The organism is Geminisphaera colitermitum TAV2 (assembly GCF_000171235.2).
In the GTDB taxonomy this organism is placed as follows: domain Bacteria; phylum Verrucomicrobiota; class Verrucomicrobiia; order Opitutales; family Opitutaceae; genus Geminisphaera; species Geminisphaera colitermitum.
Map to the genome: position 1 here is coordinate 15,054 of NZ_ABEA03000186.1, position 12,261 is coordinate 27,314.

Consider the following 12,261-nt stretch of genomic DNA (forward strand, 5'->3'; position numbering starts at 1 on the left):
TCTTGGCCGATCCGACTCCTATTCGGGCTTGATCGTGAGGGTGAGTTGCAGGGCGTCGGCTTTGACGAGGTCCACGCGCTTGTTCATGTCAGCGATGATCGTGCCTTGCACTCCTTGTGATTCGGAGGTGCGGATGCCGTTCTCCGTGGTGCGGTTTATGATGCGGGTGTAGGAATATTCCACAAGGCAACGGCCTTCGCCAGCGTCGGTGGTGAGGAGTTGGATGTTGAAGGTGTCGCGGTTTTGCTTGAAGCCCGCTCCAATGCACACGGCGGCGTCCACTTTGATGGGAATGCCTCCGTCTTTGCCTTCGAAGACAAGGACCACGTTTTTCTTGCCGAGGGGGGCTTCCGTAGTGGCAGCCTCCGGGGAGGGGGAAGTGGCGGGGGTTTCGGTGGCGGCGGTGAGCCGAGGGGCGGTTGCGGTGAGGGCAATTGCGAGAATGGCAAGGGTGAGGAGCAGGGACTTCATGGAGGCGGGATTTATCCAAACTCCTCCTTTTTCAGCAAGGCTTGTTTGAAAGGAAATGAGGGCAGACGGTCTTGACGCAACGGCGATTGGAAACCAAGGGCACATCTCTCCAGGGGGGGGAGGGGGAGAGAGGTTTCCATGCGGTTTGTTTCCGCCACGGTCTACCACACCGCAAACGTTTCCGTGACTCCGCCGATTGTGACAACGAGCGTGTTGTCGTTCAGCGAAAACATGTCTTGGCCGACATGCAGTTTTCCTTGGGAAAACGAAATGGACAAGGGAGCGGGTCGGGTCGGGTCAGCCGCCGCCACGGGCAGGGGACGCAACACGGAAACGATGTCGAGATTCGCGGCTGGCTCGCGGTTGCGAACCGTCAACTCGATCGCGCTGCCGAGGCTGCCTTCGTTCACGCCGCCGGGGCTGTAATCGCGACTCTGGCCGTGCATGTGCCCTTCGCCTACCGACGCATCCAGCGGCGCGTCCGCCGCGATAAATAATTCGAGCGCGGCTTTCGGACGTTTTAGCAAATACGAATGCGATTCCGCCCCCCCTTCTCTCTTCGTTGTCGAAAGCGCGGCGCGTCCGTCGCGATTGTTGAAATGCAGGCGCCATGCGTAGGAATGGTTTTCGCCCGTGCTTTCGAGGCGGTCGAAGATCACGAAATAGCCCGGTTCCCGTGCGTAAACCACGACGCGTCCGATTTGCTTGTGGGGTTGTGCGTAGGCGCCGGTTGCGTCGCTGGCGAGGACGTCGGCGGTTTTGCCCGCGGCAAGCAATGTCGTTTCCGCGACAGGTTGGCCTAGCACCATCGCCTCTGTCTGGGGGAGGCGCGGCAGCAACTGGTTTTTGTTGTCAATTTCAACGGTGTTCTGCGCGCGCGTGCTCACGTCGTATTCGAGATGCAAAGGGCTGCGATAGGAGGCGGAGCCGGGCGAGACGACGAGGTATTCCCCAAAGGCCGCCAGCACGAAGGAGTTTCGGCAGGCGTGATGGTGGCTGTAATTTGTTTTTGTCGCGCCCGCGTTGTTGAGTGCAAAAACCACGCCGTTGTCACCCCAGCCGGAGCGGATAAAATTGTCGCCACTTGCGAATGAGGCGATCGTGGGCAGGCCGAGTTCGGCGGGGGTTTGAGTCGGCGGCAGTTTTGCTCCTGCTTCCTGTTTTTGCAGAAACAAGAAACTTTGCCAGCTTAGCCCTCCCCCCCCCTCCGTCTCCGTTTCGTTTTCGGCGGAATTGCCAAATGTGTCGCCGAGCCAGCGCGCGAGACCGTCATTGTAGAGGGAGGCGAAAAGACAGGCGGCGTCGGGAGGGAGCCCCCCCCAATATGAGTTGTCGTGAAAATGGGCGCGCACCGGTTGATAGCGGGCGGCGTTTTTATCGCGGAACAGGAAATAGTGATACGCGAGCCAGCGCGAGGAGTTGGCCAGCGGGGCGCCGGAGAACACGGTTTTTAATTGCTCCGGCGACATGCCAAGCGCCGCGGAAAAGAGCGTGTCCATCGGATAATAAAAATAGCCTGTCCCCTCGCCATAACTGCCATCGGTCTCGACCGTGGAATCGAGATACCAGCGCAGGCGGCGGACGGCGGTTTGTTGCGCGTCGCCGTCGTCCAGATAGCTCGCCATGACAAGCGTGCCGGTGGCGAGGACGGCGGTCCAGTTGTTGGCTTTGTCGGTTTTGAGCCAGTCGAGGCAGGGAACGAGCGCCTTGGTGCGCAGCGCGGCGTCCATCGAGGCGATTTCGTTTGCGGAGAACAGGTCGGGCGACGCGGCGAGGGCGTTGGCGAAGGCGAGTCCGGTCTGGGCGGTTTCGAGGCCGGCGTTGTTGCCGCGCAATTCGGAGTGGAGCCAGAAGGCGGGCGGCAGGGCGGCGATGTGCGCCAGATGTTTTTTAAGAAATTGCCCGAGCAAATCGTGTCCGGTGAACAGGTGTGCGAGCGAAAGGCACGTGAGGTCGCGCAGGCTGTAAGTATAGCGGTTGGCGCCGAAGCCGGTTTTGGAGAAATGCCATTGGTTGATGGTTTGCGCGGCGAAGGCGGCTTCGCACCCCCATGCTGCGCGTCCGGCGGCGGTGCTGGCGAACCATTCGCCTAGTCCGAGAAATTCCTCCGGCGAGGCCCAGGGATGGCGGCTGGCGCCGATTCGCGCAGGGCGCGAAGGGTCGAGCTTGGCAAACTCCCCGGCAGTGACTTCACGCCAGTTTTCGGGCTTGGGGAAATCGGGGTGTCCGAAGACCGGAGGCTCGCCAGCGGCAACGGCTGAGCCTCCTGAGCAGGCAAACTGTAACATGGTGTCTTTAAGGGGTGCTTTGATCATTTGATTGTGCCCCCCAAAGAGACGCCAGCACGGGCAGACACATCAACGCAAATGCACCGGCTCGATGTCGAGCAAGCGGCACACGTTTAACAACTCCTCGACGATCTCGCCGTGAATCACCGAGAAGTGATGTTCGAAGCCCTCGTAGATGAGTGTTTTTGCCACGCGGTCGAGCGGCACGTCGAACCGGACGCGCAGCGGATTGCCGCGCAAGAGTTGTTCCGTTTCGAGCGCCTCGCCCGTGGTAATCAACATGCGATAGCCATCGTTGTCCCGCGTCTCGCTGAGGCGCGCCAGCGTGACCCGCCCCGGCTTGAGCGGGAATTCATTGATGATCCCCTTGCCATCATTTCGGAAATACTGTCGCAGGGTGCTTTGGGCCCCCGGACGGCACAGGCTGCGCGGTGCGGCACCGCAATGCCAGTTGACTCCGGTGTTGCCCTCGCCATCGATGGAAATCAGATCGCAGAAAAAGGGCAGTCCGCCGGTCAGTTCGTTCTGCATTATCATCGTCACCGTGCCGTAAATATCGCCTTCGCAACCGGACATGATGGCGCGATCATTGAGCATCCCCATGATGGCGCAGACATAGATGCCGTAGATCTGGCTGAACTCCGGCCAGCATTTGACGCTGAACGAATCCACCGCGAATTTCTGTTTCAATTCGAGAAACGCCGCAAACAGCGCGCCTCCTTTCCGGAAGTTGTCATCGGAAAGATCGCAAGCGCGGCCTGAACTCGCCTTCAGCAATTCGAGCGCCTCGCCCACCTTGGCTTCAGACATTTTTTTTGCGGTCTCCACCAATTCGAACATCGTGATATTTTCAATCTCCACGCCAAGTTCGCGGCGAAGCAGCAGTTCGTTGGCGTCCGAGGTGTAAAAGCCCGGCACGCGCGAACCGACGAGCCCGATTTTTGTCCGTTGCAAACGCTTGGTGGCGGCAATCGGACCAAGGACTTTTCGCAACCCGGACTCAGCCTGCTCCAGCGGAGCATGAACGTGCAGGTATCTGGCCCGGATTTTCCACAAGGCGTGGGCGTTCATGTTCGCGGCGCAAAAAGAATTCGATTTGAGCGCGCCGCCGTCCATCGGCGGTTCCGGCATGGACCACAACACCACGGGCAGTTTCGAGCGTTGGGCGAGCAGGGGGACGATGGTGCCAAGGCAAAAGGTGATGAAATGGCAAACTATGACATCCACGCCCTCGGCCTTGAAACGGTCGAGCAAGGCCAGTGCTTCGGCGTCCGTGGCGACGAGACTTTCGCCGCCCACCACCGTGTAATCCTGATGCGTCTTTCTGACGACGGCGAGCGCCTCCTGGCGCAAGGTTTCCAGGGTGGGCGTCACCCAGTTGCCTTTCGCCAGCGGCACGTATCCGATTTTCAATGATTTCATGGGTTTCGTAGCTTGTTCCATATGTTGTCTAGTTGCGGAGGGGGGGGGGGGGGGGGAGGCTTATTCGTGATCGGTCATGTTCCAAGGTAGCGGATGATTTCCGCCGCATGAGCCGAGGCTTTTGCGATGGCGGGTTTCATGACCAGATCGACCGCCTGAAATTTTTGGCCCAGTTCGTCGAGGGTGCGTTTGAGCTGCTGTTCATACGCATACTGGAATTCCGTTGCGATGTTCACCTTGGCAAAACCGCAGCGGACGATGGCACGCACTTTGTCGCGTGGCGTGTCGGAGCCGCCATGCAGCACCATCGGAATGGAAATGCGGCGGCTTACCGCTTCGGCGACTTCCACGCTCACTTTCGGCGGTTCCGTGTAAAATCCGTGCGCCGTGCCTACCGCAACCGCCAGCGCGTCCACCCCCGTTTCGCGTGCGAACAGTTCCACTTCCGCGGGATCGGAATAGGGCGTGGGTTGGCGGTCGTTGGCGGGGACGTGGCCGATTTCCCCTTCGATGGAAAGTCCCGCACGATGGGCGAGTTCGACGCCCTGCCGCGTCACGTCGATGTTGTCCTTCAACGACAGCGTTGAACCGTCGAGCATCACCGACGTGAAACCTATGTCTATGGCTTTTCGGACTTGGTCGAGAGAGGCGCCGTGATCGAGATGCACGGCGATCGGCACGGGGCTGCTCTCCGCGAGTTTTCGCGCCATGGCAATCAGCGCGTCGATGTGCGGATAGCCGAGGAGCCTCTGATACACTTGCAGGATCAGCGGACGTTTTTCCGCGATGGCCGCGTCCACGACCGCCTCTGCCGTTCCCGAGTCGGCGAAGTTGAATGCACACACCGCCTTGCCCTCGGCGCGAGCCGCCGGCAGCAGTTCGTTCATGGATACAAGAGGCATGGTTTTACTCCTTTTCCTTGAGTCGTTGGTTTATGAGTTCTTCCACGGTCACGACCCGGAGGGGGCGTCCCGCATGGCCTGGCAATGCGTGTCTCGTGTAGGGGGAAAACGTGAGGAGCACGTCCTTGTCGGGGTCGTTGACCCGTTCGGCTATGTAGGCGGCCAGCTTGCCGACGAGTTTGGGGTTCAGCCGGTCCAGCACCATCGCGCCTTCACCCGCGGTGTAGGATTCTTCCGAGTTGAATCCGAACGGTTTCAGCGTGACGCCCAGTTCGCGGGCCAGGGTTTCATGCGCGTCGAACCCCGTCGTGTTGTTCACGTTGTAGTTCTTGAGGAAGTCACTGGCCAGCGGATACAGTATTTGTTCTCCGGATACGGCTCCGGCTTTCGTCAGCGGAAGTTTTTTCTGTTTCAACAACTGCGCCAGAAACTCGGCGCTATGGAGCACCTGCGCCTTGATGTCGGCTCCGTGAGCGGAGAAATCGTTGCGCAGCGCATCCCATGCGGCCGGGCTGGAAACAACCACGGTCTTCGCGCTCGCGCCGATGGCGTCGGCCAGATTGCGCGCCTGTTCTCCGGCTTTCTTCCAAAAGCCCAGCACCGCGAGTGCCTTGCCGGTGTCGGCTCCCGAGATCACGCGCACCGGAATCCCGGCGAGCTTGAAAATGCGTTCCATCGAGGCCGCGATTTCGGGCTGATGCTGCTCCGTGTCACGATCCACGTAATAGACCGTTTCGGCTTGGGCCGGCCCCTTTGAGACCAGTTTGCCCGCGCGGATTTCCTCCGCGAGGGAGCGCACGGCTTGGGGCACGGCACCGCGCTCGGCCACGTCGCGCCGGGCAGCCAGCAGGAGGCCCGTTTCGTCGTAATGACTCACGCAGTGAAAGCGGCAGGCCGCGCTCAGGTCGGCGTCATAGAGCGTGGATTGAAAATCCGCGTTCTCCAGCAGTTGCGGCTGACGCAGACTCTTGTCCAGCATCAGGGCGCGTCCGCGTGGCGTGTCGGCTTCACGGAAGGTTACGTTGCCCACTGCCGAGAGGTGCCGGCACATGAAACAGAACCGGCAGGCGTGGATGGTTTCGATAAATTTGGCGCTATTCATAAATCGTCAGACTCCGCGAAATCCCATTTTGCCGGGATTCATGATGTTGTTGGGGTCCATCACCTTCTTGATGTCGGTGAGGACGTTAAAAGCGGGACCGTAGAGTTCCTTCATCAGGCGGCCCAGTTTGAGGCCGACTCCGTGGTGTTCGTTGATGACGCCGCCGTTGGCGATGGCCGCGCGGATCGCCATGTCCCAGATCCGGTTGTAATAGGCGGTCGCCTCGGCGGGGTCCTCCGGCGGCTTGTCCACGATGAAGCGGGCGTAGAGCATGCAGCCCCATTCGTACCAGTGCGAATAGTGGCCGATGAAGGCGGCTTCCGGAAAGTTCTCGTTCACGACTTTCTTCATCGCCCAATACACGTTCTCGATGTCGGTGAAGGTCGCCACCGTGTCGAGCGTCCCGAAGGCTTGCGGCATGTGGAACATGTAGGGGGGATAGAAAAACTTGTAGCGATGATCCCACCACGCCTGCCCCATTTCCGCCCCGAGGTCCTCGGGATCCTCCTGTTTGCAGATGCGAATCGCCTCCGCCATTTCCAGATCGACCACGGGTTCGAATCCGTCGAAGCCAAACACCAGGTAGGCCCCCTGCTTGTCGATGCCGAGCACGCGCTTGATCAGGCGCGCGGTCTCCGGCTCGTCATACAACCGGATGACGCAGGGGCGCAGGCGGCTGCGCATGATGTTCGCGCCTGCCGTCATGGCCCGATGCATGTCCTTGAAAAGGAAGGCGTGGAATTTGCGGCATTCCGGGATGGGGTGAATCTTGAGCGTCACCTTGGTGATCACGCCCAGCGTCCCCTCGCTGCCGAGGTAAAGTTGCGTGAGGTCCGGGCCCGATGCGTGGCGCGGCACCGGGAGCGTGTTGATGATCCCGCCCTCCGGCGTCACGACTTCGAGCGACATGACCATGTCCTCGATTTTGCCATACTTCGTGGACAATACGCCGGTGCCCCGGTGCGCGAGAAAGCCGCCGATGGTCGCGCAGGCGATCGACGCGGGGAAGTGCATCGTCGAGAAGCCGCGTTTTTCCACCTCCCATTCCAGGTGCTGGGCGTTCATGCCAGTCTCCACGGTCACGGTCAGTGCCTCCGTGTCGATACGGAGGACTTTATTCATGCGCTTGGTGTCGAGGATGATTCCCCCGAACATCGGCAGTGCGCCGCCCTGCGATCCCGAGCCGCCGCCCCAAGGGGTCACCGGAATGCGGTAGTTGTTGGCGATGCGCAGCACTTTCGCCACTTCTTCGGCGGAGCCCGGATGCACGATGAAATCGGGCTTCGGGTTTTCCCGTCCGCGGTCATGCCACATTTCAGGAATCCAGTAGTAATCAATCGAGTGGGCGAGCTGGTCCGCCGCGTGGCTCGAAACGTAGTCCGGCCCCACCGCGTCCGCCAGCTCGCTGAGGATCATCGAATCCACATAGCTCTTTCCAGCCGGACGCGACAATTCCGATGCGACTGTCAGGGGAGTGTTCATAAGCGTATTCATAAAACAATGTTTGGATCAGGGTTTGGATGTATGCGTTGAGGGTTCATGGTAAATTTCAGCCAGCGCGTCGTGTAATCGGCGATACCGCTCAAAGCCCGAGGAATAGGCCGCGGCCCGCTCCGGGTCCGGCGTCAGGCGACCTTTCACGCGCACGCACCGAGCGGCTGCCGAGCGTTCGTCGGCAAAGATGCCGATTCCCACGCCCGCCAGCATGGCCGACCCGGCGGAAGCGTCCGAATTTTGCGGCAGGACAAGCGGCACGCCAAAAACGTCGCAGACGATTTGTGCCCAGAGCGCGTCTTTCGCCCCGCCGCCGATGAGCCGGATTTCGTTCACCGGCAGGTTCATGTCGTCGAGCACCCGGCGGCAATCGCGTAGTGAAAATGCCACGCCCTCCATCACCGCCCGCACCAAGTCGCCCTTCGTGTGTGAGAGCGAAAGCCCGGTGAAACTCGCCCGCAGGCTGGCATCCCAATACGGCGAGCGTTCCCCCTGCAAATAGGGATGAAAACACACACCGCGTGCTCCCGGAGGAGACGCCGCCGCCAGTTCGCCCATGAGATCAAAAGTGCTGATTTTTTGTTCACGCGCCTGCAGTGCCTCCCCGGCGCAAAAATGATCCCGGAACCAGCGCATGCACGTTGCCGCCGCGTTGGTTGCCGTGACTGAATACCACATGCCCGGCACGACGTGTGAGTAGGTGAGCGTGCGCGTATCCGGCACGGCGCGGTCGATCATGACGTTGACGTTTCCCGCTGTAGCCAGTTTTACGATACACTGTCCCGGTTCAATCGCGCCTGCTGCGTAGTCCTCCACCGCCGAATCGGAACTGCCGCAAATCACCGGTGTGCCCGCGATCAATCCCGTTTCCTGCGCCGCCCGGCTTGTCACCGTCCCGGCCCGCGCAACCGGTGTCACCAGTTCCGGCAGGGCGCGCAACGGGATGTTCGCGAGCGCGCACAATTCCGGCGACCAGCGACGCTTGGCCATGTCAAAAAAAAGCGTTCCCTGCGCCTCAATATAATCCGTCAACGCCACGCCGGTGACCTGATACCGCACATAATCCTTCACGAACAGAATCCGCGCCGTGCGCCGAAGCACATCCGGCTCACGGTGGTGCAGCCACAGCATCTGCGGCAATGTCCATGTGGGGGTCGGCCACTGGTAGCCGATACGGAAAATATCCTTCCCGTGATGTTCGCCCAGCCACGCAGACTCCGCCACGCTCCGCTGGTCCGTCCACATGATCGTCGGACGCAACACGCGATCCGCCTCGTCGAGCAGCACCGCGTTGTGCGTGGAGCCATCGAAAGACAGCGCCACGATTTCCTCCGGGCGCACACGGCCCTCGTCCCAAATTCGTTTCAAGCAGCGCACGAGCGCGGGATACCAATCCGCCGGGTTTTGCTCCGCCCAGCCGGGATGCGGATGTCGCGTCGGATATTCCTCGGAGCACGAGGTCACCGGCACGCCGTCAAGGCCGATCACGCTGACCTTGCAACCGCCTGTGCCGAAGTCGATGCCGAGAAGTCGTTGAACGCTCATGGAGGGGGGGGGGGGGGGAGGGAGGAGGGGAAATGCGTTACTAAATGGGCTACTTGATCCAGCTGTGCGCCGGGTCTTTGAAATTGATGAAACCGCGTGTGTTGCCGGTCATCACCCACAGGTAATACATCGTGTAACCCGGTGCGTTGACGACCGGATGATACCCGCGGGGAATCGCCACCGTGTCGTTTTCCTGCACCGTATAGGCCACGTTGATGTCACGGTTGTCGGTGTAGATTTTTTGCACGCCGAACCCGCCCTTAGGCTGGAAGCGGAAGAAATAAATTTCCTCCATATCGATCTCATCCGGCAGATTGTCGAAATCGTGGCGGTGCGGCGGGAAACTCGCCCAGTTGCCGGAAGGCACCCAAGCCTCTCCGATGAAGAAATGTTCGGAGGGAAACTTCTCATCGATCATGATCGACGCCTGTCGCTGAAAGTTGTCCCGACCGATGGAAAAGGTCTTGAGCTGATCCGGTGTGATCAACGCGGCGGCGCCGTCGCGAAGCGACGTTGGCGACTCCGCCACCGCGATTTCCACGTCCGTCGTGGCTACGACCTCGTAGTCCACCCCACCCGGCAGATAAACCGTGTGTGCCAGCCCCGAAAACACGTCCGCCCGCCCGCCGACTTCAGCAAAATCGAACCCCGGTCCGCGCACCGCGCAACGTCCGCCGAGAATCACCAACGCCACTTCCAGCGTTCCGGTTTTTGCCGCATGTTTTTCGCCCGCCGCCAGCTTGAGCAAACCGAAGCCGGTCAGCTTCATTTCGGCTTCGCCGACATTAAAGACACGGGAGAAGCCCGCATCAGCTTTGCATGGAAAATGATAGTTCATGGTTGTCCTGATAAGGTTGAAGTTGAGGTTGAGCGTTCTTCAAAAAAGCCTCCAAAACCGCCAGCGTGGGAATCCCCGTGCGTCCGCCGAGAGCACCGCATTTGAGTGCCGCGGCGCCCGACGCAAAACGCATGCACTCGCCGAGAGAAACCCCGTCAAGATAACGACGCAGAAACGCGCCGTGATAAACATCGCCTGCTCCCGTGGTGTCGATCGCCTCCACGCGGAAGGCGGGCATCCGCACCCAATTTTTCCCGTCGAAACCGACGCTCCCCTTGCTGCCCGACGTCACCACCGCCCAGCGTGCGCCATGACGCATCAAGGCGCGCAATTGTTTTTCCTCGGAAGCTTCGCCGGTGTATTTTTCGGCAAACGTCTCCGACGCGATTACGATGTCCACATTTTCCAGAATCGAATCGATCTCCGGCACCAGAGTTCCCGCATCGAGGCAGACGGTGACGCCCGCCGCCCGCGCCACGCGCGCCGCGTGGATGGCCGCTCCGGTCTGATGCCCGTCCAGATGCAGAACCCGGGCCGAACAAATCAAGACCTCATCCACCTCCGTCACGGAAAGCGGCTTCGCCGTGCTATGCATCCACGCAATGCTGCGCTGTCCCGACTCCCGCGCCGCCCAGCAGTAACTCACCGCCGACTTCGCGTTCTGGCGTGTGACCACCGCGGCAACATCCACGCCCTCTGCCTGAAATTCGCGCAGGATTTTTCTCCCCGAATCATCATCGCCGACCGTGCCGACAAAAGCCGTTCGAGCTCCCAGTCGCTGCGCGGCGACGATGGCCGTCGCGGAAGGACCTCCGCCCTGTTCCAGACTGTCGGTAATCTGGATTTTCCCGTCTATTGGAATCTCCGGAACAACGCACACGTAATCCCAACTGCAGTAGCCCACTCCCACCAGATCCATCCGCCTGCCCTCGCCACGCTGGATTGGGCGGAACCTGCGCCAGCCGGAACAGGCGATCAAACCGCAACGCTCCACGCGTTTGAGAATAAGGTGTATGTTTAGGCGCATGACAAAAAAGCAGACACCCGACTGACACAGATTTTCCGTTGCGCGGAAACCACCGGGGAATTAAACCAGTTGAATCATGGCAAAATCCCTCCCCCCCCCCCCCCCCGTCCCCACGATGAAGGATATCGCGCAACAAGCAGGGGTGACGAAGGGAACCGTCAGTCTCGCCTTGCGCGGGGACATCCGCATCTCGACGGACACACGGAAGCGCATCGAAAAGATCGCGGAAGCGTTGGGCTACAGACCCGATCCCATGCTGGCCGCGCTGTCGGCCCGCCGCGGCCAGCAAAGGGCCGTATCCAATCTTGGGATACTTATCGATGACCGCTGGGGACCGATGGCGAAACGTCCGAAATGGCTGCGGGATTGCCTGGATGGCTTGCAGTTGGCCGCGCAGCACCTGGGTTATGCGACTTGCGAATTCCGGCTGGCGGCGGATTTGGCAGGCCATGCCAATCCTGACCGGATTCTCGCGGGGCGGGGCATTCGCGGCGTGGTTGTGTGTCCTTTTTGCGGAGAACGTCCGGTGCTGCCCAAAGTGGATTGGTCGCTGTATTCCATGGTGACGATCGGAAACCTGCTGCCGGAAATGGGCTGGCACCGGGTGGGAACGGATGCCTTTGCCGCCATGAATCTGGTGTGCCAGAAATTGCGCGAACGGGGCGTGACCCGCATCGGGCTGGCGCAATATCTGGATACGGAATGCCGGCTGCGTTACGAATGGCTCGGATCACTGCTCAAGGAATGGCATCTCGGCGCGGATTTTTTCCGGGAAGTGCCGCCCCTTCTGTATCCACAACCGGATGCAGGATCATTCCTCAAATGGCGCCGCCGGGAAAAACCGGAGGTGGTTGTCAGCAACAACGAACAAATCCTCGACTGGATGGAAGCCGCCGGATTGGGAAAAAAAGTGCCGGACGAAACAGGAGTCGTGCTTCTCAACCGGGATGCGGCCAAACGCGCCGACATCACCGGAATTTCTCAGCATCTGGACGAGGTGGGCGCGGCAGCGGTGGAGTTGATCCATGGCATGACCTTGCGCGGCCAGCGGGGCACGCCCCGCGTGCGGCGGGAAATGCTGATCATGCCTCACTGGATAGAAGGAGTTACGGTCAAATCTCCTGCAAAGTTGGGGATTCGCGGCGGATGAAGTCAGGGGCCGGTGGTTCAGA

10 protein-coding genes are annotated in these 12,261 nt (G+C 60.5%); 1 reads left to right on the forward strand and 9 read right to left on the reverse strand.

The annotated features are described in order from the left end of the window. Positions 1–18: 18 nt before the first annotated feature. The 9 genes from OBACDRAFT_RS21200 to OBACDRAFT_RS21240 form a co-directional block, all read right to left on the reverse strand. On the reverse strand, positions 19–471 hold the full coding sequence (locus OBACDRAFT_RS21200; protein WP_043588909.1) for a hypothetical protein: 453 nt from the start codon (positions 469–471) through the stop codon (positions 19–21). Between the two features lie 161 nt (positions 472–632). Beyond that, on the reverse strand, positions 633–2,786 hold the full coding sequence (locus OBACDRAFT_RS21205; RefSeq protein WP_052362343.1) for a heparinase II/III domain-containing protein: 2,154 nt from the start codon (positions 2,784–2,786) through the stop codon (positions 633–635). Between the two features lie 42 nt (positions 2,787–2,828). Continuing rightward, positions 2,829–4,181 carry an L-fucose/L-arabinose isomerase family protein gene (locus tag OBACDRAFT_RS21210; protein ID WP_043588910.1) on the reverse strand — a complete coding sequence of 451 codons (1,353 nt, stop codon included), beginning with the start codon at positions 4,179–4,181 and terminating at the stop codon, positions 2,829–2,831. 74 nt (positions 4,182–4,255) lie between these two features. Further along, the gene (locus OBACDRAFT_RS21215; protein WP_043588911.1) at positions 4,256–5,083 is read right to left on the reverse strand and encodes a class II fructose-bisphosphate aldolase; all 828 of its coding nucleotides are present in this window, start codon (positions 5,081–5,083) and stop codon (positions 4,256–4,258) included. A 4-nt stretch (positions 5,084–5,087) separates the two neighbouring features. Further along, positions 5,088–6,134: a (Fe-S)-binding protein gene (locus OBACDRAFT_RS21220; RefSeq protein ID WP_198529963.1), complete on the reverse strand. Its 1,047-nt coding sequence runs from the start codon at positions 6,132–6,134 to the stop codon at positions 5,088–5,090. Between the two features lie 57 nt (positions 6,135–6,191). Continuing rightward, on the reverse strand, positions 6,192–7,667 hold the full coding sequence (locus OBACDRAFT_RS21225; protein ID WP_052362345.1) for an FAD-binding oxidoreductase: 1,476 nt from the start codon (positions 7,665–7,667) through the stop codon (positions 6,192–6,194). Positions 7,668–7,694: 27 nt separating this feature from the next. Next, on the reverse strand, positions 7,695–9,224 hold the full coding sequence (gene xylB, locus OBACDRAFT_RS21230; protein WP_043588914.1) for a xylulokinase: 1,530 nt from the start codon (positions 9,222–9,224) through the stop codon (positions 7,695–7,697). A gap of 49 nt (positions 9,225–9,273) precedes the next feature. After that, positions 9,274–9,993 carry a 5-deoxy-glucuronate isomerase gene (gene iolB / locus OBACDRAFT_RS21235; RefSeq protein ID WP_157837234.1) on the reverse strand — a complete coding sequence of 240 codons (720 nt, stop codon included), beginning with the start codon at positions 9,991–9,993 and terminating at the stop codon, positions 9,274–9,276. A 40-nt stretch (positions 9,994–10,033) separates the two neighbouring features. Further along, positions 10,034–11,089, reverse strand: a complete 1,056-nt coding sequence (locus tag OBACDRAFT_RS21240; RefSeq protein WP_052362347.1) for a carbohydrate kinase family protein — start codon at positions 11,087–11,089, stop codon at positions 10,034–10,036. A gap of 115 nt (positions 11,090–11,204) precedes the next feature. Between OBACDRAFT_RS21240 and OBACDRAFT_RS21245 the strand changes: the two genes are divergently transcribed. Beyond that, on the forward strand, positions 11,205–12,239 hold the full coding sequence (locus tag OBACDRAFT_RS21245) for a LacI family DNA-binding transcriptional regulator (RefSeq protein WP_052362348.1): 1,035 nt from the start codon (positions 11,205–11,207) through the stop codon (positions 12,237–12,239). Positions 12,240–12,261: the final 22 nt, after the last annotated feature.

Excerpts from the sequence above, each read along its gene's own strand:
- OBACDRAFT_RS21200 (WP_043588909.1), bottom strand. The coding sequence starts at position 471 with ATGAAGTCCCTGCTCCTCACCCTTGCCATTCTCGCAATTGCCCTCACC.
- OBACDRAFT_RS21205 (WP_052362343.1), bottom strand. The coding sequence starts at position 2,786 with ATGATCAAAGCACCCCTTAAAGACACCATGTTACAGTTTGCCTGCTCA.
- OBACDRAFT_RS21210 (WP_043588910.1), bottom strand. The coding sequence starts at position 4,181 with ATGAAATCATTGAAAATCGGATACGTGCCGCTGGCGAAAGGCAACTGG.
- OBACDRAFT_RS21215 (WP_043588911.1), bottom strand. The coding sequence starts at position 5,083 with ATGCCTCTTGTATCCATGAACGAACTGCTGCCGGCGGCTCGCGCCGAG.
- OBACDRAFT_RS21220 (WP_198529963.1), bottom strand. The coding sequence starts at position 6,134 with ATGTGCCGGCACCTCTCGGCAGTGGGCAACGTAACCTTCCGTGAAGCC.
- OBACDRAFT_RS21225 (WP_052362345.1), bottom strand. The coding sequence starts at position 7,667 with ATGAACACTCCCCTGACAGTCGCATCGGAATTGTCGCGTCCGGCTGGA.
- xylB (WP_043588914.1), bottom strand. The coding sequence starts at position 9,224 with ATGAGCGTTCAACGACTTCTCGGCATCGACTTCGGCACAGGCGGTTGC.
- iolB (WP_157837234.1), bottom strand. The coding sequence starts at position 9,993 with ATGAAGCTGACCGGCTTCGGTTTGCTCAAGCTGGCGGCGGGCGAAAAA.
- OBACDRAFT_RS21240 (WP_052362347.1), bottom strand. The coding sequence starts at position 11,089 with ATGCGCCTAAACATACACCTTATTCTCAAACGCGTGGAGCGTTGCGGT.
- OBACDRAFT_RS21245 (WP_052362348.1), top strand. The coding sequence starts at position 11,205 with ATGAAGGATATCGCGCAACAAGCAGGGGTGACGAAGGGAACCGTCAGT.